We start from the raw sequence: 20054 nt of genomic DNA, 5'->3' as shown, positions 1-20054 counted from the left end.
GATGAACCTGAGTCCCCGCGAAAAGGAAAAGCTGCTCGTCTCGGTCGCCGCCATGGTGGCGCGCGCCCGGCTGGCCCGCGGCGTCAGGTTGAACCATCCCGAGGCCATCGCGCTGATCTCGGATTTCGTGGTCGAGGGCGCGCGCGACGGCCGCACGGTCGCCGAGCTGATGGAGGCCGGCGCCCATGTCATCACCCGCGAGCAATGCATGGAGGGTATCCCCGAGATGATCCATTCCGTGCAGGTCGAGGCCACCTTTCCGGACGGCACCAAGCTGGTCACCGTCCACGATCCCATCCGCTGAGAGGCTGCCATGAAACCTATCCTCCCCCTGCTGCTGATGCCGACGGCGGCCTTTGCCCATCCCGGCCATGTCGGCCATGCCGCGCCCTTCGCCGAGGGCTGGATGCACCCGCTGGGCGGCACCGACCATGTGCTGGCGATGGTCGCGGTCGGGCTATGGGCCGCGACGGCGGCGGACCGGCGGGGCCTCTGGGCGCTGCCGCTATGCTTCGTCGCCGCCATGCTGGCCGGCGGCGCTCTGGGGGTGGCGGGCCTGCCCCTGCCGGCGGTCGAGCCGATGATCCTGGCCTCGTCCGTCATCCTCGGCCTTGCCGTGGCGCTGGCGCTGCGGCCCTCGCTGGGCTTTGCCTTGCCGGTGGTGGCTGTCTTCGGCCTGATGCACGGCCATGCGCATGGGGCCGAGGGGCCGGCCTCGGGCCTTGCCGCCTATGCGGCGGGCTTCGTGCTGGCGACCGCGGCGCTGCATCTGGCCGGGATCGCGCTTGGCCGGCTGGGCGCCACGCGCCTGCTGGGCGCGGCAACGGCGGCGGCGGGCGTCGCGCTGGCGGTGCTGCCGTGATCCCGGGCGAACTCTTTCCGGCCGAGGGCGAGATCGTCCTGAACGCCGGGCGCGAGGCGATCACGCTGATGGTCGCCAATACCGGCGACCGGCCGGTGCAGATCGGCAGCCACTACCATTTCGCCGAGACCAATCCGGGGCTCGATTTCGACCGGGCGGCGGCGCGCGGCATGCGGCTGGACATCGCCGCCGGCACCGCCGTCCGCTTCGAGCCGGGCCAGCGGCGCGAGGTGCGGCTGATCCCGCTTGCCGGCCGCCGCGCGGTATACGGCTTCAACGGCGCGGTCATGGGCCCGCTGGATTGAGGAGAGGATCATGGCGCTGACCATTTCCCGCCGCGACTATGCGCAGATGTATGGCCCGACCACCGGCGACCGCCTGCGGCTGGGCGATACCGAGATCGTCATCGAGGTCGAGCGCGACCTGACCACCTATGGCGAAGAGGTCAAGTTCGGCGGCGGCAAGGTGATCCGCGACGGCATGGGCCAGTCGCAGGCCAGCCACGCTGAGGGGGCCATGGACACCGTCATCACCAATGCGCTGATCCTTGACCATTCCGGCATCTACAAGGCCGATATCGGCCTGCGCGACGGACGCATCCACGGCATCGGCAAGGCCGGCAATCCCGATACCCAGCCGGCCGTGACGCTGGTGATCGGCCCCGGCACCGAGATCATCGCCGCCGAGGGCCGCATCGTCACCGCCGGCGGCATGGATGCGCATATCCATTTCATCTGCCCGCAGCAGGTCGAGGAGGCCATCGCCTCGGGCATCACCACCATGCTGGGCGGCGGCACCGGCCCGGCGCATGGCACGCTGGCCACCACCTGCACGCCGGGGCCCTGGCACATCCGGCGGATGCTGATGGCGATGGATTCGGTGCCGGTGAACATGCTGATCTCGGGCAAGGGCAATGCCTCGCGCCCCGAGGCGCTGGAGGAGATGGTCCGCGGCGGCGCCGCCACGCTGAAGCTGCACGAGGACTGGGGCACCACCCCGGCCGCCATCGACTGCTGCCTGACCGTCGCCGATGCGATGGACGTGCAGGTGACGATCCATACCGACACGCTGAACGAATCCGGCTTTGTCGAGCACACGCTGGCGGCGATCAAGGGCCGCACCATCCACGCCTTCCACACCGAGGGCGCGGGCGGCGGCCATGCGCCGGACATCATCCGGCTGGTCGGTGCGCCGAACGTCATCCCCAGCTCGACCAATCCGACCCGCCCCTTTACCGCCAACACGGTCGAGGAGCATCTGGACATGCTGATGGTCTGCCATCACCTCGACAAGCGCGTGCCCGAGGACGTGGCCTTCGCCGAAAGCCGCATCCGCCGCGAGACGATCGCGGCCGAGGACATCCTGCACGACATGGGCGCCTTTTCAGTGATCTCCTCCGACAGCCAGGCCATGGGCCGGGTGGGAGAGGTGGTGACGCGGACCTGGCAGACCGCGCACAAGATGAAGCTGCAGCGCGGGCGGCTGGCCGGAGAGACGGGCCAGAACGACAACCTGCGCGCCCGGCGCTATGTGGCGAAATACACCATCAACCCCGCCATCGCGCATGGCATCAGCCATGAGATCGGCAGCGTCGAGCCGGGCAAGCGCGCCGATCTGGTGATCTGGGACCCCGCCATGTTCGGCGCCAAGCCGGAAATGGTGCTGGTCGGCGGCATGATCGCCTGGGCGCAGATGGGCGATCCGAACGGCTCGATCCCGGTGCAGCCCATGTATATGCGGCCGATGTGGGGCGCGATGGGCCGGGCGCGGCATGCCTCGGGCACGACCTTCGTCAGCCGGGCCGGGCTGGATGCCGGCTGCGCCGAGGGGATGCTGAAAGCGGCGGTGGCGGTGCGGGATACGCGCGGCATCGGCAAGGCCGACATGCGGCTGAACGACGCGACACCGCTGATCGAGGTGGACCCCGAAACCTACGAGGTGCGGGCGGATGGCGAGCTGCTGGCCTGCCAGCCCGCCACCGAACTGCCGCTGGCGCAAAGATATTTCCTGTTCTGAAAGCCGCTTACGCCCCCGCTGCAATGCAGCATTGCAAAAGAAGCCATGGTGATGACCGCGAAACAGACCTACATTCGACGCCAGGGGAGGAAACCATTCGCCAATACCGAAAGGGTTTCCAATGGCTACCATCTCGACCAACATCTTCTCGCCCCGCCTGCCGGAACTGTTCGACGCATTCCTCAAGCGGTTCGCGCGCGGCACCGAGGCCTATATCGAGAAGCATTCGCGCCGTGCCGAGATCGAGGCGCTGGAGGCGAAATCCGACGCCGAACTGGCCCGGATGGGCATCACCCGCGACCGGATCGTGCATTACGTCTTCAGCGACCGCATCTGGTTCTGACCTGCAAGGGGGCGCCGCGATGAGCGCGCCCCTGCCGTTGCGGGCCGTCGCGGTGCTGCGCGCGACCCCTGCCGACGACACGGTGGTCCTCGACTACGAGGGCCGCTTCCTGCGCCGCAAGCGCCTGACCTCGCGCGGCGGGCTGTCCTTTCTGGTCGACCTGCCCCAGACGGTCAGCCTTGATCCCGGCGACGCATTGCAGCTGGAAGACGGGCGTCTGGTCGGCATCGCCGCCGCGCTGGAGCCCTGCCTGCGCATCGAGGGGCCGCTGCCCCGCCTCGCCTGGCATATCGGCAACCGCCACACCCCCTGCCAGATCGAGCCCGACCACCTGCTGATCCGCGCCGATCATGTGCTGGAGGCCATGCTGCGCGGCCTCGGCGCCCGCATCACCCCGACCATGGCGCCCTTTGCCCCCGAGGGCGGCGCCTATGGCCATGGCCGCACCATGGGCCAGGACCATGCGCATTAGCCGATGTCCGCGCTGGACCGCCTGTCGCTGATCCAATGGCTGTCGCCGGCCTTCCCCACCGGCGGCTTCGCCTATTCGCACGGGCTGGAACAGGCGATGGCCGAGGGCGTGCGGGACGCCGATGCGGTTTCGGACTGGGTCGCGGATGTGCTGCGCCATGGCGGCGGCTGGCTCGACGCGGTGCTGCTGGCGCTGGTGCTGCGCGGCGAGGATGCCGAGGAGATCGCGGATCTTGCCCGCGCGCTGTCCGGCTCGGCCGAGCGGCTGGCGGAAACCGCGGACCAGGGCCGCGCCTTTGCCGCCACCGTCTCGGCGCTGTCGGCCGCGACGCTGCCGGCGCGGCCGCTGCCCGTCGCGGTGGGTGAGGCCGCGCGCCGGCTGACCCTGCCGGCCGAAGAGGTGATCGCGCATTACCTGCACGCCTTCGCCGCGAACCTGATCTCGGCCGCGACGCGCTTCCTGCCGCTGGGCCAGGCCGAGGCGCAGGCGGCGCTTTCCCGCCTGCATCCGCTGATCGCCGCGCTTGCGGCCGAAGCGGCGACGGCCGGGCGCGACCGGCTGGAAAGCTGCTGCTTCGGCGCCGATCTGGCGGCGATGCGGCATGAAACCCTGGAGGTAAGGATCTTCCGCACATGATGAACGGACCTTTGCGCGTCGGCATCGGCGGCCCGGTCGGCGCCGGCAAGACCACCCTGACCGAACAGCTGGCCCGGGCGCTGGCGCCGCGCCTGTCCATGGCGGTCATCACCAATGACATCTATACCCGCGAGGATGCCGAGGCGCTGATGCGCGCCCAGGTGCTGCCGGCCGAGCGCATCCGCGGCGTCGAGACCGGCGGCTGCCCGCATACCGCGATCCGCGAGGATGCCAGCATCAACCTGGCCGCCGTGGCCGATCTGCGCACCGCCTTCCCCGAGCTGGCGCTGATCCTGATCGAATCGGGCGGCGACAACTTGGCCGCGACCTTCTCGCCCGAGCTCGCCGATCTGACGATCTATGTCATCGACACCGCCGCCGGGCAGGACATCCCCAGGAAGCGCGGGCCGGGGCTGGCCCGATCCGACCTGCTGGTGGTGAACAAGACCGACCTTGCGCCGCATGTCGGGGTGGATCTGGCGCTGCTGGAAGGCGATGCACGGGCGGCGCGGGGCACGCGGCCCTTCGTCATGGCGCAATTGCGGCATGGCAAGGGGGTCCGCGAGATCGTGGATTTCCTGGTGCGCGAGGGCGGGCTGGCCCTGCGCTGACCCGTGAACGATCCGGCCGCGCGAGCACGGCACGGACGCTGCACCTGCACCGTGGCTGAGGGTATTTGGGCAACAGAGAAGAGACCGGAGAAAGGCGCCCGGCCACCGGCCGGCCTTGGCCGACATCGCCCCATTCCCATCGCCCCATTCCCATCGCCCCATTCCCATCGCCGCGGGTTACCGGCCGCCTCCGGAGGAGGTCCGGCGTGGCACAGCCGACCGGCTGCGACGCCTTTCCGGCCGGGGCAAGCAGCCGCCGGGTTCCGGGCCGCCGCAAGGCGGATGGCGCCGACTTTCGGGAGGGGTTTCGTGGCTCAGGCGACGGCGCGCAGCGGCCCCGGCCGGAAAGGCGTGATCGTCACCTCGGCGCCGTCGAAGATGCAGAAGCTTTGCGCCGGCACCTCCAGCCAGCCGGTTTCGTCGCTCTCCAGCGGTTCCGAGACCACCGCGCGGCCGCCGCGCGTGTCGGACCAGCGGTGGAACAAGGTCGGCGCATGCTCGTCGCTGGCATAGCGCAGGGCATAGAGTCTGGTCCCATCCGAGAAGGCCGCCGTCAGCCGCACATGCGGCGCCGCGCCCTTTTGCCGGGCCAGTGCCTCGAATTTCGCGGTGGCGCGGGCCATGGCGCCGGCGGGGTCGTCCTCCAGCCCCTCGCCCAGGGCCATCAGGAACAGCGCCTCGCTGTCGGTGGCGCCCTTGCGATGCGGATAGAGCTCGTCGGGGATCAGCACCTCGGCATGGCGGCGATAGCCGTCGTAGCCGCCGAACTGGCCGTTATGCATGAAGCACCATTTGCCGACGACGAAAGGATGGCAATTGTTGCGGCTGGTCGCCGTGCCGGTCGAGGCCCGCACATGCGCCAGGAACAGGTGCGATTTCACCGTGGCGGTCAGGCTGCGCAGGTTGCTGTCCGACCAGGCCGGCATGATGTCGCGGTAAAGGCCCGGCTCCTCGCGCTCGCCATACCAGGCGATGCCGAAGCCGTCGGCATTGACCGGGGTGTGACAGCGGGTCGCCCCGTGGCTTTGCCGGACCAGCGAATGGCCGGGCCGGCAGATGACATCCTCAAGATAGATCGGACTGCCGACATAGGCTGCCCAGCGGCACATTATCCTGCCCCTTTCCGCGCTTTTTCCTAGGGCTAGCACGAAAAGCCTGACGAATCACCAAAAAGTCTCAGGCGGGGTTTTCTTCCACGATCACAAGGTCGCGTTCGGCCGCATCCCGGGCATGGTCCAGCGCCGCCTGATACTCGGCCGAGCGGTAGCAGGCCACCGCATCCTCGACGCTGGGGAAGCGCGCCACGACATTGCGGGCGCGCTCCTTGCCTTCAAGCTGCACGTAGCGCGAACCGCGGGCCAGGAACACCCCGCCATGCGCGGCGATCGCCGGCCCCGCCAGCCGGGCATATTCGCCATAGGCATCGGAGTCGGTCACGGTCACATGGGCGATCCACAAGGCGGTCATGCTTTCTCTCCGATCAGGGTTTCAACGGCCGAGATGGCGCTGTCGGCCGCGGCAAGGCTGGGCGCCCCGCCCTGGGCGCGGTCGGGACGGCCACCGCCGCCCTTGCCGCCCAGCGCCGCGGTCGCGGTCTGCACCAGTTCGACGGCGCTGATCCGGCCGGTCAGGTCGGGGGTGACGCCCGCCGCTACCGTCGCCTTGCCGTCCGCCTCGGCCAGCACCACCACGGCGCCCGAGCCGAGCCGCGACTTCATCTCATCGACCAGCGGGCCCAGCTCCTTGCCGGTCACGCCCTCGACGCGCCGGGCGATCAGCTTGATGCCGTTGATGTCCTTGGGCTTGTCCTCGGACCCGCCGCCCATCGCCAGCTGGCGCTTGAGCTGCGCCACCTCGTTGGCCAGCGCCTTGCGCTCATCGGCCAGGGCGCGGACCTTGTTCACCACGTCGCCGGCCTGCGCCTTGACGATGCCGGCGATTTCGGAAAGCTCGGCGTCCACGCGACGCAATTCGTCCATCGCCGCCTGGCCGGTCAGCGCCTCGATGCGGCGGATGCCGGCGGCCGAGGCGGTCTCGCCGGTCAGGGCGAACATGCCGATATCGCCGGTGCGCGCGACATGGGTGCCGCCGCACAGCTCCAGCGAATAGGTCTGGCCGCCGGTGCCCTTGCCCGAGCCCGCCAGCTCGCCCATCGAGACCACGCGCACCTCGTCGCCGTATTTCTCGCCGAACAGCGCCTGGGCGCCCAGGGCGCGGGCATCGTCGGGGGACATGATCCGGGTCTCGACCGGGCTGTTCTGGCGGATGAAATCGTTCACCTCGCGTTCGACCTGGGCCAGCTCCTCGGGGGTCATCGCCTTGGCATGGCTGAAGTCGAAGCGCAGCCGATCGGGCGCGTTCAGGCTGCCGCGCTGCGCGACATGCTCGCCCAGGGCGCGGCGCAGCGCCTCGTGCAGCAGATGCGTGGCCGAATGGTTGGCACGGATGGCGCTGCGGCGGTCGTGATCGACGGAAAGCTGCGCCCCCTGGCCGCGCTGGATGCTGCCCAGCGTCACCTCGGCGATATGGATGAAGACGCCGCCCGACTTCCTGGTGTCGGTGACGCGCGCCGCGCCGGTCTCGGTCTTGATCAGGCCGGTATCGCCGACCTGGCCGCCGGCTTCGGCATAGAAGGGCGTCTGGTTCACCACGATCTGCACCTGCTGGCCCTCGGAGGCCGCATCCACCGCGGCGCCGTCCTGCACCAGGGCCAGGATCTGGCCCTCGCTGATCTCGGTGTCATAGCCCAGGAATTCGGTGGCGCCGTGCTCTTCGGCGATGTCGAACCAGATCGCGGCATCCTTGGTCTCGCCCGAGCCGGCCCAGGCGGCGCGCGCCTTGGCCTTCTGCTCGGCCATGGCGGCGTCGAAGCCAGCGGTATCGACCGCGCGGCCCTTTTCGCGCAGCGCGTCCTGGGTCAGGTCCAGCGGGAAGCCATAGGTGTCGTAAAGCTTGAACGCCGCCTCGCCCGGCAGGTTCGCCCCCTCGGGCAGCTTCGCGAGCTCGTCGTCCAAGAGCCGCAAGCCGCGGTCCAGCGTCTGCTTGAAGCGGGTCTCCTCCAGCTTCAGCGTCTCCTCGATCAGCGCCTGGGCGCGGCCGAGCTCGGGATAGGCGGCACCCATCTCGCGCACCAGCGAGGGCACCAGCCGATGCATCACCGGGTCCTTGGCGCCCAGCATATGCGCATGCCGCATGGCGCGGCGCATGATGCGGCGCAGCACATAGCCGCGCCCCTCGTTCGAGGGCATCACCCCGTCGGCGATCAGGAAGCTGGTCGAGCGCAGGTGATCGGCGATGACGCGATGATGCACCTTGCCGGGACCGTCCGGGTCGGCGCTGGTCGCATGCGCGCTGGCCTCGATCAGGCTCCGCATCAGGTCGGTGTCGTAATTGTCATGCTTGCCCTGCAGAAGCGCACCGATCCGCTCCAGCCCCATGCCGGTGTCGATCGACTGCATGTCGAGCGCGCGCATCGAGCCATCCTCGAACTGCTCATTCTGCATGAAGACCAGATTCCAGATCTCGATGAAGCGGTCGCCGTCCTCATCGGCGCTGCCGGGCGGACCGCCCCAGATCTGCTCACCGTGGTCATAGAAGATCTCGGTGCAGGGGCCGCAGGGACCGGTCGGACCCATCTGCCAGAAATTGTCGCTGGTCGGAATGCGGATGATGCGGTCGTCGGGAAGCCCCGCGACCTTCTTCCAGATCTCCGCCGCCTCGTCGTCGGTGTGATAGACGGTGACCAGCAGCTTGTCCTTGGGAATGCCGAAATCCTTGGTCAGAAGCTCCCAGGCAAAGGGGATGGCGCCGTCCTTGAAATAGTCGCCAAAGCTGAAGTTCCCCAGCATCTCGAAGAAGGTATGGTGGCGCGCGGTATAGCCGACATTGTCCAGGTCATTGTGCTTGCCGCCGGCGCGCACGCATTTCTGCGCGGTGGTGGCGCGCTTGTAGTCCCGGGTCTCGACGCCGGTGAACAGGTTCTTGAACTGCACCATGCCCGAATTGGTGAACATCAGCGTCGGGTCGTTTCGCGGCACCAGCGGGCTCGAGTCGACGACGCGATGGCCGTTGCGTTCGAAATAGTTCAGGAAGGTTGAGCGGATCTCATTCAAGCTGGGCATATCGGGCCTTCATCGCAAAGCGGTTTTTCCGGCCAGAACCGGTTTGCCGCCCGGTCTAGCCCCAGCCATGGCGGCTGTCCAGCAATCCCGCATGGCCGGGCGGCCTCCCGGCATCTCTCTTGGGCAAATATCCTGGGGGAGCGCCTCATGCGCCCCGTCGAGGGGCGCGTGAGGCGTGGGGGCAAAGCCCCCTTGGCGATGGAAATGCACGGGAACTTCCCTGCGCACCGCATGCAAGTCCTGTCGGAAGCCACCGATGCCCGCCGGGTCGATCCGGGATCAATCCTCGGTCAGCGCCTCGTCGCCATCCTCCGTAGCCCCGAAATCCAGGCCGTGGCTGGCACGGATCTTGTCCTCGATGGCATAGGCCACGTCGGGATTGTCGCGCAGATATTGCTTGGCATTCTCGCGGCCCTGGCCGATGCGCTCATCGCCATAGGAATACCAGCTGCCCGATTTCTCGACCACGCCGGCCTTGATGCCGAGGTCGATCAGTTCGCCGACCTTCGAGATGCCCTCGCCATACATGATGTCGAACTCGACCTGGCGGAAGGGCGGCGCCACCTTGTTCTTGACCACCTTGACCCGGGTCGAGTTGCCGACCACCTCGTCGCGGTCCTTGATCGAGCCGGTGCGGCGGATATCCAGGCGCACCGAGGCGTAGAATTTCAGGGCGTTGCCGCCGGTGGTGGTCTCGGGGTTGCCGAACATCACGCCGATCTTCATGCGGATCTGGTTGATGAAGATCACCATGCAGTTCGACCGCCCGATGCTGGCGGTCAGCTTGCGCATCGCCTGGCTCATCAGCCGGGCCTGGCTGCCCATCTGCATGTCGCCCATGTCGCCCTCGATCTCGGACTTGGGCGTCAGCGCCGCCACCGAATCGACCACGACCAGGCTGACCGCGCCCGAGCGCACCAGCGTATCCACGATCTCCAGCGCCTGTTCGCCGGTGTCGGGCTGGCTGATCAAGAGCTCGTCCAGGTTGACGCCCAGCTTCTTGGCATATTGCGGGTCCAGCGCATGTTCGGCATCGACGAAGGCGCAGACGCCGCCCTTCTTCTGCTCCTCGGCCACGACATGCAGCGTCAGCGTGGTCTTGCCCGAGCTTTCCGGGCCAAAGATCTCGATGATCCGGCCCTTGGGCAGGCCGCCGATCCCCAGGGCGATGTCGAGCCCCAGCGAGCCGGTCGAGGTCGCCTCGATCTCGGCCACCGGACTGTCGGCGCCCAGCTTCATGATCGAGCCCTTGCCGAATTGCCGTTCGATCTGGGCCAGCGCGCTGTCCAGCGCCTTCTGCTTGTCTGCGGATCGCTTGTCGTTCATGTCGAAAAGTGTTGCCCCTGCCATGCGGTCCTCATGCTTATTTCACACCCCGCCATCCGGGGCAATCAGCGCCCGCCCGCCATTTTGTTCACGGGTTGTTCTTATCTGCGCCCTATTGCGCCGAAATGCAAGTCCTGGTTGGCGAATCAGAGACCGCATCGCGACCTCCTGCCCCAGACTGCCGCGAAAGGATTAAGAAACGGTTTACAGCCGCAGGGCGGATGGCTATCCCGGCGCACATGCCGCAACGGCTGAAAGTATTTGGAAAATGCTGATCTTCTGGGAAAGGCGGCTGGTCTTCCTCGCGACACCCAAGGCCGGGTCCACCGCGGTGGAATCCGCGCTTGAGGCCCTGGCCAATGTCGCCGTCCAGCGCCCGGCCGCGCTGAAACATGCCGACCTGCAGACCTATCGGCGCCATATAGAGCCCTGGCTGCATTCGGCCACCGGCGAGAAATTCACCACCATCGCCCTGATGCGCGAGCCGATCGGCTGGCTGCGCAGCTGGTATCGCTTTCGCCTGCGCGACGATGACGAAGATCCCGATCACCCCATGATCGGCGTCAGCTTCGCGGATTTCGCCAGCGCCTATGCCGATCCCGACGGGCCGGAGGTGGCGCGGGTGGGCAGCCAGGCAGCCTTCCTGACCACGGAAGCCGATCGTGTCGATCGCATCTTCCGTTACGAGGACATGGAAACCTTTACCCATTTCCTCGAGGACCGGCTGGATTGCGCGATCAGCCTGCCGCGGGTGAACGTGCCGCCGACGGTCGACGTCAGCCTGAACCCCGAACAGGAGGCGGGGCTGCGCAAGGTGATGGCGGCGGATTTCGCGCTTTACGATTCGCTTTGATCCCGGCCCGGCGGCGACCTAGCGATTGCCGCCCAGTTGCCGGCTCACCAGCGCGGTCAGGTCCGAAAGCGAGAAGGGCTTGGCCAGGAAGGCGGCATCCGGCACCGGCGGACGGCCCTCCGAGAAGATGTCCTCGGCATAGCCCGACATGAAGATCACCTTGGTGTCAGGCCGGTCGCGCAGCGCGGTGCGCACCCAGGCCGGGCCGTCCATGCCCGGCATCACCACATCGGTGACGAAGACATCCACCTCCAGGCGCTGATCGGCCAGCAGCGACAGCGCATCCTCGGCGCAGGCCGCCTCGAGCACGTTGAACCCCTGCAATTTCAAGGCGCGGCTGGCAAAGGCGCGCACCGGGGCCTCGTCCTCGACCAGCAGCACGGTCGCCTCGACCTCGCGACGCGCGCGCATCGCAGCCGTCGGGGACTGCTGCTGCACCTCTTCGGCATCGCGGCGGTCATGCGCCGGGAAGAACAGAGAAAAGCAGCTGCCCTCGCCCGGCGCGCTGTCGCAGAAGATATAGCCGCCGGTCTGCTTGACGATGCCGTAAGCGGTCGAGAGTCCCAGTCCGGTGCCTTCGCCGGTGCGCTTGGTGGTGAAGAAGGGCTCGAAGATCTTGGCCAGATCATCGGCGGCAATGCCGCAGCCCTGGTCGCGGACCTGGACCCGGACATAATCCCCGGCCGGCAAGGTGGCGCGCCCGCAGGCGGCGCGGCTCTCCAGCCGGACATTGTCGGTGCAGATGGTGATGTCGCCGCCCTCGGGCATGGCGTCGCGGGCGTTCACCACCAGGTTCATGATCACCTGTTCCAGCTGGCGCCGGTCGGCGCGGATCATCCGCAGCGAAGGATCGTGATCGAAGGTCAGCACGATGCGCTCGCCCACCAGCCGGTTCAGCAGATGCGTCAGGTCCGAAAGCGTGTCGCGCAGGTCCATGATCTGCGGCTTGAGCGTCTGCTTGCGGGAAAACGCCAGCAATTGCCGCACCAGCGCCGCCGCCCGGTTGGCGTTCTGGCTGATCTGGTCCAGATCGGCGTAATCCGGATCGGCCTTGTCATGGCGCAGCATCAGCAGGTCGCAATGCCCGGTGATCGCGGTCAGCAGGTTGTTGAAGTCATGCGCGATGCCGCCGGCAAGCTGGCCGATCGCCTGCATCTTCTGGCTTTGCACGAACTGCGCCTCGAGCGTCTTCAGCGCGCTGGCATCGGACAGCACCGCGGTGACGTGATCCCCCTTGCCGCGCGTCAGCGAGACCTGAACGAACCGGTCGGGGCCCTCGGCCCGAACATGCAGCACCTCTGATCCGCCGATCGTCCGTCCCGCGCCGACATCCGCCACCCAATCGCCCATCTCGCGTCCGAGCCCGTCGAGCAGTGCGGCCAGGTTCTGTCCCCCGACCGCCCCCCCCCCAGCAGGTCGCAGGCGGCCGCATTGGCGCGGAGGATATTCGCCGCGGGGTCGAGGATCAGCAACGAGACCGGAAGCAGATCGAAATCGTCGATGTCGCTGCGCGGCGGCGCCGGCGCGGGCAGTGCCGGCAGCTCGGGGGCGGCGGCCCGCCACAGCTGGACGGTCGAGCCCGCCTGGCGGGTCACCATATAATCGCCCGCCTCGCCCAGATCGGCGCGGACCCTGCCGCTGCGGGAAAGGCCGATCCCCAGGTCCTGCCAGAACGCGGCCGGATCGGCATGGCGGCGGCTGAGCGCATCATGAACAGGTCGGCCGACCAGATCGCCGATCCGGTCCAGCGCCATCTGATTCTGCGCCAGGATCAGCCCGTCCGGCCCGACCGCAAAGGCCGGCAGATCATGGTCCAGGACAGAGGGCAGCAGCCGGGACAGGTCGCGCCGCGTCGCCAGCCCCCGCCACAGGTGACGGGCCGAAATGGCGCCGCCCAGAAGATACCAGGCCGTCACCGCCGCACCGACGGTCAAAAGAGTGACGCCGCCCTGCGCGTCCTGCGGGCGCAGCGCCAGCCACAACGCGCCGATCAGCGCGGGAAGCGTCAGAAACGGCACCAGGATTTGCGCAGAGCGCAGGATGTCCGCCCGTTCCGAAATCATCAGTCCCCTCGCAACCAATCTTTTCCTCTCTGCGTAGCGCATGCGGGTTAACCGGAGGTTAACGCCGACGCATCAAGGCGAGGTAGAAGCCGTCCGAAGCCTCCAGCGGCGTGAACCGGCGCTCGGCGACCGGTTCGAATCCCGGATTGCGGGCAAGGAATGCGTGTGCTTGCCCTTGGTTTTCCGCAGAAAGCACCGAACAGGTCATATAGGCGAGATACCCGCCCGGCGCGACGAATCCGGCCGCCTGATCCAGGATCCCGCCCTGCACCGACAACAGCCGCCGCAGCGCTTCGGGGGTCAGCCGCCATTTCGCCTCGGGGCTGCGCCGCCAGGTTCCGCTGCCCGAACAGGGCACATCGGCCAGGACGGTATCGAACCGGCCCGCGACCTTGCCCGGCGCGGCCAGGCGGATGCGCACCCCGGCTCTTTCGGCCCGGGCCGGCAGATCGGCCATGCGCCCGGCATCGATGTCATGCGCGGTGATCGGCCCCGCTCCCCGCGCCGCCATGGCCAGCGCCTTGCCGCCGCCCCCCGCGCAAAAGTCCAGCAGACTGCCCTGCGCCGGCAAAAGCGCGCAGGCCAGCTGGGGCGAAAGGTCCTGCAGCTCGACCAGACCCTCGCGATAGGCGCGGCAGCCGGACAGCCGCCGCGCGCCTTCGGAGACGCGCAGCGCCGTGGGCAATTCGGCATGCGCCACGGTCGCGATCCCCTCCTCGGCCAGCGCGGCGGCGGCGCGCGCCGGATCGGCGCGGCGCAGGTTGACCCGCAGCCAGACCGGCGCGCGGTCGCGCATCGCCAATGCCACCGGCTCGGCAGCGGCGCCCAGCGCCTCGTGCCACAGCGGCAAAAGCCAGTCCGGCAGGTCCAGCGCCTCTGCCGGCGTCGGCGCGCGGCCCGCCGCCAGCTCGGCCGCGGAAAGAGCCGGCGGCCCGTGCCCTTCGCCGGTGAACAGCGTTGCGGGATCGGCGCCTTCTTCGCGGCACAGCCCGAGAAGCAGCCCGCGCCCGGACAGCGCGCCGCCCAGGGCGGCACGAGAACGCCGCCGGCGCAGCGCATCGAAGACCAGATCCCGCACCGCCGCGCGATCCCCCGAACCGGCAAAGCGGCTGGCCCGGGCCCAGCGGATCAGCGCCGCCTCGGCGGCCTGTCCCGCAAGAACGCCGTCAAGGATGGCGATGGCCGCGGCGGCTCGGGCGGCGGGCGTCATGTCTGGCTGCGTCCCCGGCGCGGCGGTTGGCGGATCCCGCCCAGAAACGGCCCCGGCCGTGCTTTGTCAATCCCGTCAGGGCGGCAGGCCGGACCGCCAGAGCGAGGCCCCCTCTTCTCCCGAGGCGACGCGCACCGCGATCATCGGCCCGCCCGGAGCCCCCAGGGGCGAGCGTCCCGAGGCCAGCACCGCCAGCGAGCCGGGCCGGCCCGTGACCTGACTGCCCAGCGGCGCCCCCAGCAGCATCACCCTTTCCCGTACCCGCCGGCGCTGGCCGGACTCGATCGAGGCGAAGCTGTTATAGGTCTCGGGCGAGCCGGTCATGCCCTGGAATCCCCGGTCGCGCAGCATCTGGCGCAGCGTGTCGAAACGCGCCAGGTACCGCTGCGCATGGACCTGGGTGCGAGAGTGGAACGCGCCTGCCGCAATGCGCCAATCGCCCATCTCTCCATGCAGATCGCGCACGAAACGCGCGGCATAGCGGGCATTCTCCAGCGGGTCGAACATCTGCGCGACCGAGGAGAAGTTCTCGCCATGCCAGCGATAGTTCAGCTGGAAGCAGCCTATGTCGATATTGGTGCGGCCCCGGGCCACGCGATCCTCGGCAAAGGCCACCGCGCTGGCGGGGTCGTCGAACCAGGTCCCCTCGCCCTCGGCATTGGCGCTCCAGGCCCAGGGGCGCACGACGCCGTCCAGGCGGCGCCCCGTCTCGGTCAGGGTCAGCGCGCCCATGATGTCCATCGGCACGCCATATTCCTGCGCCGCCTGCTGCGCGGCCCATTCGCAGACATCGGCCGAAGGCAGCGCCCTGCCCCCGCCGGGGCCGAAAGCCGCAGCGCCAAGCGTCAGAAGAAAAAGGAAAGCCCGGAAAAGCATGAAAGGCCGCGAAGGAAGTTCCCTCACGACCTCTAGGGCAAACCGATTAAGATTCGGTAAGCGGATCAGCCCATGCGGTAATTCGGGCTTTCGCGGGTGATCTGCACGTCATGGACATGGCTTTCCTTCAAGCCCGCACCGGTGATGCGCACGAACTGGCAGCCGCCGCGCATCTCGGCCACGGTGGCGTTGCCGGTATAGCCCATGGCGGCGCGCAGGCCGCCGACCAGCTGGTGGATCACCGCCGCGGCCGAGCCCTTGTAGGGCACCTGACCCTCGATCCCCTCGGGGACCAGCTTGTCGCTGGCCGCGTCCTTCTGGAAATAGCGGTCGGCCGAGCCCCGCGCCATGGCGCCGAGGCTGCCCATGCCGCGATAGGATTTGAAGCTGCGGCCCTGATAGAGGATCACCTCGCCCGGGCTTTCATCCGTGCCGGCGATGGCCGAGCCGACCATGGCGCAGGAAGCCCCCGCCGCGATGGCCTTGGCGAAATCGCCCGAGAACTTGATGCCGCCATCGGCGATGACCGGCACGTCGCCGGCGCCGCGCGCCGCGTCCATGATCGCGGTCAGCTGCGGCACGCCGACGCCCGCGACGATGCGGGTGGTGCAGATCGACCCCGGGCCGATGCCGACCTTGATCGCATCCGCGCCGGCATCGACCAGCGCGCGGGCCGCCTCGGCGGTCGCCACGTTGCCGGCCACCACCTGCACCTCGTTCGAATGCGCCTTGATGCGGGAAACGGCACGGGCCACGCCCTCGGAATGGCCATGGGCGGTGTCGATGACCACCAGATCCACCCCGGCTTCGATCAGGGCAAGGCTGCGCTCATATCCCTCGTCGCCGACGGTCGAGGCGGCGGCGACGCGCAGCCGGCCCAACTCGTCCTTGCAGGCCAGCGGGTTCAGCACCGATTTCTCGGTATCCTTCAGCGTCAGCAGGCCGGTCAGCCGGCCCTCGGCATTGGTGATCAGCAGCTTCTCGATCCGGCGGGCCTTCATCAGGTCGATGGCCTCGGCCCGGTCGGCGGGCTCGCGCAGGATGGCGAGGTTCTCGGCCGTCATCACCGCCCGCACCGGCATGTCGTCGCTGTTGGCGAAGCGCATGTCGCGGTTGGTGATGATGCCGACGACCCGGCCGGCCGCGTCCACCACCGGAAAGCCGGTGACGTTGTAACGCTCCTGCAGGGCCTTGGCATCGGCGATGGTCTGGTCGGGGGTCAGGGTGATCGGGTCGTAGACGATGCCCGATTCGAAGCGTTTCACGCGGCGGACCTCGTCGGCCTGCTGCTCGGCGGTCAGGTTGCGGTGGATCACGCCGATGCCGCCGGCCTGGGCCATGGCGATGGCCATGCGGCTTTCGGTGACGGTATCCATGGCGCTGGAGAGCAGCGGAATGTTCATCCGGATCTGCTTGGTGACATAGGTCGTCACGTCGGCGGTCGAGGGCATCACCGAGGACGCCGCAGGAACGAGAAGAACATCGTCGAAGGTCAGAGCCTCACGAATCTGCATGGGAGCATCCTTGTCAGGGGTTCGTTTGGCAGTTTCCCATTTCACGCGGGGAGCGGATTGTCCAGCCTGCCGGGCGCGATCCGGGGCGATTTGGCGACGATTTCCGGATGCCGCCCTCTGGCGCGGCCGGACCGCTCCGATGACGGCCGGCAGGCGCATGCAACGGCCGGGCCGCTGACGCCGCGTTAACGGAATGTTGCGGAGAGGACACGCCCGGAAGGCGGCGGGGCCGGGACGCGGCGTCAGGATATGCGGGAGATTGACGCAACTGTGGCGCGTGCCGCAGGCTGAACCCAGAGGTTTGAAAAGAACCGGTCTCTGGGAGGAAACCATGAAAAGGATCATCACCGGCATCGGCGCCCTGCTGGCCACGGCCGCGCCTGTTCTGGCCGGCGGGATCGAACGCGCGCCGCAATCGCTGGCGCCGCTGTTCGAGCAGGGGAATTATCTGGAGCTCAGCTTCGGCGGCGTGACCCCCGACGTCTCGGGCCGGGACCTGGCGGTGTTCGGCGGCCGCGAGACCGGCGATGTCGCGCAGGGCTACGGTTTCGCCGGGTTCGCCTACAAGCACCAGTTCACGGATGCCCTGTCGGGCGTCTTCATCCTGGAACAGCCCTTCGGCGCCGATATCCGCTACGAGCCCGGCAGGTCGGTGGCCTTCGGCGGCACCGCCGTCGAGGTCAATTCGACCACCTATACCGCCCTGCTGCGCTACAAGTTCGAGAACAACTTCTCGGTCCATGGCGGTATCCGCGGCTCGCACGCCGATGGCGACGTGACGCTGAGCGGGGCGGCCTACGGCCCGCTGTCCGGCTATAACGTCAAGCTGGACGGGGCCTGGGGCGTCGGCTGGGTCGCCGGCGTCGCCTATGAGATGCCAGAGATCGCCGCCCGCGTCTCGCTGACCTACAACTCGCCCGTCGAGCATGATTTCGACACCACCGAGACCCATGCCGCCCTGCCGCCCTCGGGCATCAGCAGCGAGACCACCGTCAAGACGCCGCGCTCCTGGACGCTGGAGGGCCAGACCGGCATCGCCGCCGACACGCTGCTGTTCGGCTCGATCCGCTGGGTGAACTGGTCCGAGTTCAGGGTGAACCCGCAGGTTCTGGTCGGCACGCCGCCGGCGGGCTTCGGCATCGCGGACGGCCTGGTCGAGCTGGAGGACACCACGACCTACACCATCGGCGTCGGCCGCAAGTTCACCGAAACCTGGTCGGGCTCGATGTCCTTCATGTACGAACCCGACGGCGACGACCTGGTCTCGCCCCTGGCACCGACCAACGGGCGCAAGGGCGTGACGCTGGCCGCGATCTATACCCGCGACAACATCAAGGTGACGACCGGCGTCAGCTACATCAAGCTGGGCAACGCCTATGCCGAGACCGGGACGCCGGATGTCGCGCGGGCCAGGATGTCGGACAACCACGCCTGGGCCGCGGGCGTCCGCGTCGGCTATTCCTTCTGAGCCGCCGCAAGGATGAAGGCCCCGGTTCCGCCGGGGCCTTTTTCATGCAAGCCCGGTTCCTGGCTGCACGGTTTCATGGGTATTTGAGGAACGAAGAAGCCGGGTGCCGCGGCCGGATCGACGCAACGGGATCGTTGCCATCTCCTGCATGGGCCGGGCCTTGGCGGCATGGGCCGCTTGAGTATCAGCGCATGAGTATTTGGGAAACGGTGAAGATCAGCGCCGCAGCGCCTCGACCAGGGCGATGAAATGCTCGCCGCGCTTTTCGAAGTTGGGATATTGGTCGAAGCTGGCGGCGGCGGGGGCAAGCAGCACCGTCTCGCCCGGCCGGGCCTCGGCGGCGGCATGGGCGACCGCCTGCTCCATGGTCTCGGCGATCTCATAGGGAGTCTGGCCGATCTCGAGCGCGAAGTCGCGGGCGGAATGGCCGATCAGATAGGCCTTGGTGACATTGCCCAGATGCGGTTGCAGGGCGGCGATGCCGCCCTCCTTGCCCAGACCGCCGGCGATCCAGCGGATGTTGCGGAATGCGGCCAGGGCCTTGGCGGCGGCATCGACATTGGTGGCCTTGCTGTCGTTGACCCAGGCCACGCCGCCGATCTCGGCCACGGTCTGGCTGCGATGCGGCAAGCCTTCGAAGCTGTGGAAAGCGCGCTCGATCTCGCGCGGGGCAAGGCCCACGGCGCGGGTCGCGGCATAGGCGGCGCAGGCGTTCTGGTGGTTGTGCTCGCCCGGCAGGCCCTTGATGTCGCGCAGGTCGATCGAGGCGACCTGGCGGCCCTTGCGGCATTCCGAAAGAAAGCCCTTGCGGGCAAAGACCGACCAGCCGAAGCGTTCCAGCTTTTGCCCCGAGGAGATGCGGATCACCCGGTCGTCCGAGGGGGCCATGGCAAGCTGGCCGGCAAGGTAGCATCCCTCGATCTCATCGACGCCGATCACCGCCCGGTCCGGGCCGCCCTCGGCGAAGAGCCGGCGCTTGGCGGCGAAATAGCCGCCGGGGCCGCCATGGCGGTCGAGATGGTCGGGCGAGAGATTGGTGAACACCGCCACATCGGGCGTCAGGGCGCGGGCAAGGTCGGTCTGGTAGCTGGAAAGCTCCAGCACCACCACCTCGCCGTCATGGGCGGGGTCGAGCGACAGAACCCCGGTGCCGATATTGCCGCCGATCTGGGTCGGGCGGCCGGCTTCCTTCAGGATGTGGTGGATCAGCGCCGTGGTGGTGGACTTGCCGTTCGAGCCGGTGACGGCGATGACCCGCGGGGTGGTGTCGAACCGCTCCCATTCCGCGGTGGCGAAGCTGCGGAAGAACAGCCCGATGTCGTTGTCCACCGGCACGCCGAGCGCGTAAGCCTTGGCGATGAGGGGATGCGGTTTCGGATAGAGATGCGGGATGCCGGGGCTGGTGATCAGGGCCGAGACGCCCTCCCAGCTGGCGTCGCGGGTCAGGTCGAGGATGCGCAGCCCCTCGGCTTCGGCCTGTTCTCGGGTGTCGGCGCCGTCGTCCCAGGCGACGACATGGGCGCCGCCGGCGGCAAGGGCGGCGGCGGTGGCGCGGCCGGAGCGGCCGAGGCCGAGCACGGCGATGGTCTGGTTTTCGACGCCTTGGACGGGGATCATGGTTCTGCCTTCGGTAAAGGAAGGCCGGGGGCGCTTCGCCCCCCGGACCCCCCGAGGGTATTTGTG

18 protein-coding genes and 1 pseudogene are annotated in these 20054 nt (G+C 68.4%); 10 read left to right on the top strand and 9 right to left on the bottom strand.

Annotation, left to right across the window (positions count from 1 at the left end; all coding sequences use genetic code 11):
* The first annotated feature begins 1 nt into the window (after position 1).
* The 8 genes from LOS78_RS10560 to ureG all read left to right on the top strand — a co-directional run bounded on the left by LOS78_RS10560 (position 2) and on the right by ureG (position 4940).
* Positions 2 to 304 carry an urease subunit gamma gene (locus LOS78_RS10560; RefSeq protein WP_028711904.1) on the top strand — a complete coding sequence of 101 codons (303 nt, stop codon included), beginning with the start codon at positions 2 to 4 and terminating at the stop codon, positions 302 to 304.
* 9 nt (positions 305 to 313) lie between these two features.
* Positions 314 to 862, top strand: a complete 549-nt coding sequence (locus LOS78_RS10555) for a HupE/UreJ family protein (RefSeq protein WP_230378194.1) — start codon at positions 314 to 316, stop codon at positions 860 to 862.
* Positions 859 to 1167, top strand: a complete 309-nt coding sequence (locus tag LOS78_RS10550) for an urease subunit beta (RefSeq protein WP_230378193.1) — start codon at positions 859 to 861, stop codon at positions 1165 to 1167. Before LOS78_RS10555 ends, LOS78_RS10550 begins: the two co-directional genes overlap by 4 nt.
* Positions 1168 to 1177: 10 nt before the next feature.
* Positions 1178 to 2878 carry an urease subunit alpha gene (gene ureC, locus LOS78_RS10545; RefSeq protein WP_230378192.1) on the top strand — a complete coding sequence of 567 codons (1701 nt, stop codon included), beginning with the start codon at positions 1178 to 1180 and terminating at the stop codon, positions 2876 to 2878.
* Between the two features lie 121 nt (positions 2879 to 2999).
* Positions 3000 to 3221: a hypothetical protein gene (locus tag LOS78_RS10540; RefSeq protein WP_028711900.1), complete on the top strand. Its 222-nt coding sequence runs from the start codon at positions 3000 to 3002 to the stop codon at positions 3219 to 3221.
* A gap of 19 nt (positions 3222 to 3240) precedes the next feature.
* Positions 3241 to 3693 (top strand): urease accessory protein UreE, encoded by a 453-nt coding sequence (locus tag LOS78_RS10535; RefSeq protein WP_230378191.1) that lies wholly within the window; start codon positions 3241 to 3243, stop codon positions 3691 to 3693.
* A gap of 3 nt (positions 3694 to 3696) precedes the next feature.
* Positions 3697 to 4329 carry an urease accessory protein UreF gene (locus LOS78_RS10530; protein WP_230378190.1) on the top strand — a complete coding sequence of 211 codons (633 nt, stop codon included), beginning with the start codon at positions 3697 to 3699 and terminating at the stop codon, positions 4327 to 4329.
* Positions 4326 to 4940 carry an urease accessory protein UreG gene (gene ureG, locus LOS78_RS10525; protein ID WP_230378189.1) on the top strand — a complete coding sequence of 205 codons (615 nt, stop codon included), beginning with the start codon at positions 4326 to 4328 and terminating at the stop codon, positions 4938 to 4940. The genes LOS78_RS10530 and ureG overlap by 4 nt, the downstream gene beginning before the upstream one ends.
* Before the next feature lie 314 nt (positions 4941 to 5254).
* Here ureG and LOS78_RS10520 read toward each other — a convergent pair whose 3' ends face one another.
* The 4 genes from LOS78_RS10520 to recA form a co-directional block, all read right to left on the bottom strand.
* Positions 5255 to 6049 carry a class II glutamine amidotransferase gene (locus LOS78_RS10520; protein WP_230378188.1) on the bottom strand — a complete coding sequence of 265 codons (795 nt, stop codon included), beginning with the start codon at positions 6047 to 6049 and terminating at the stop codon, positions 5255 to 5257.
* A 67-nt stretch (positions 6050 to 6116) separates the two neighbouring features.
* Positions 6117 to 6407, bottom strand: a complete 291-nt coding sequence (locus tag LOS78_RS10515; protein ID WP_230378187.1) for a DUF1330 domain-containing protein — start codon at positions 6405 to 6407, stop codon at positions 6117 to 6119.
* Positions 6404 to 9061 carry an alanine--tRNA ligase gene (gene alaS / locus LOS78_RS10510; RefSeq protein WP_230378186.1) on the bottom strand — a complete coding sequence of 886 codons (2658 nt, stop codon included), beginning with the start codon at positions 9059 to 9061 and terminating at the stop codon, positions 6404 to 6406. Before alaS ends, LOS78_RS10515 begins: the two co-directional genes overlap by 4 nt.
* A 279-nt stretch (positions 9062 to 9340) precedes the next feature.
* On the bottom strand, positions 9341 to 10411 hold the full coding sequence (recA, locus tag LOS78_RS10505; RefSeq protein WP_230378185.1) for a recombinase RecA: 1071 nt from the start codon (positions 10409 to 10411) through the stop codon (positions 9341 to 9343).
* Positions 10412 to 10655: 244 nt separating this feature from the next.
* Here recA and LOS78_RS10500 point away from each other — a divergent pair, with 244 nt between their 5' ends.
* A complete protein-coding gene (locus LOS78_RS10500) occupies positions 10656 to 11240 on the top strand; it encodes a sulfotransferase family protein (RefSeq protein ID WP_230378184.1) in 585 nt (194 codons plus the stop codon).
* A gap of 18 nt (positions 11241 to 11258) precedes the next feature.
* On the opposite strand, the pseudogene LOS78_RS10495 reads toward LOS78_RS10500, so the two are convergent.
* The 4 genes and pseudogenes from LOS78_RS10495 to guaB all read right to left on the bottom strand — a co-directional run bounded on the left by LOS78_RS10495 (position 11259) and on the right by guaB (position 16903).
* Positions 11259 to 13303, bottom strand: a pseudogene (locus LOS78_RS10495) (ATP-binding protein).
* A 58-nt stretch (positions 13304 to 13361) separates the two neighbouring features.
* The gene (locus LOS78_RS10490) at positions 13362 to 14513 is read right to left on the bottom strand and encodes an RsmB/NOP family class I SAM-dependent RNA methyltransferase (protein WP_230378183.1); all 1152 of its coding nucleotides are present in this window, start codon (positions 14511 to 14513) and stop codon (positions 13362 to 13364) included.
* A gap of 75 nt (positions 14514 to 14588) precedes the next feature.
* A complete protein-coding gene (locus LOS78_RS10485) occupies positions 14589 to 15389 on the bottom strand; it encodes a hypothetical protein (protein WP_230378182.1) in 801 nt (266 codons plus the stop codon).
* A 65-nt stretch (positions 15390 to 15454) separates the two neighbouring features.
* Positions 15455 to 16903 (bottom strand): IMP dehydrogenase, encoded by a 1449-nt coding sequence (gene guaB, locus LOS78_RS10480; protein WP_028711889.1) that lies wholly within the window; start codon positions 16901 to 16903, stop codon positions 15455 to 15457.
* Between the two features lie 331 nt (positions 16904 to 17234).
* Here guaB and LOS78_RS10475 point away from each other — a divergent pair, with 331 nt between their 5' ends.
* Positions 17235 to 18371, top strand: a complete 1137-nt coding sequence (locus LOS78_RS10475; protein ID WP_028711888.1) for an OmpP1/FadL family transporter — start codon at positions 17235 to 17237, stop codon at positions 18369 to 18371.
* Between the two features lie 216 nt (positions 18372 to 18587).
* Here the strand turns inward: LOS78_RS10475 and murD are convergent, their stop codons facing one another.
* Positions 18588 to 19988, bottom strand: a complete 1401-nt coding sequence (gene murD / locus LOS78_RS10470; protein ID WP_230378181.1) for a UDP-N-acetylmuramoyl-L-alanine--D-glutamate ligase — start codon at positions 19986 to 19988, stop codon at positions 18588 to 18590.
* Positions 19989 to 20054: the final 66 nt, after the last annotated feature.

The organism is Paracoccus sp. MA (genome assembly GCF_020990385.1).
In the GTDB taxonomy this organism is placed as follows: domain Bacteria; phylum Pseudomonadota; class Alphaproteobacteria; order Rhodobacterales; family Rhodobacteraceae; genus Paracoccus.
The sequence above is the reverse complement of the archived record's forward strand: the minus strand, read 5'-3'. Positions and strand labels throughout refer to the sequence as shown.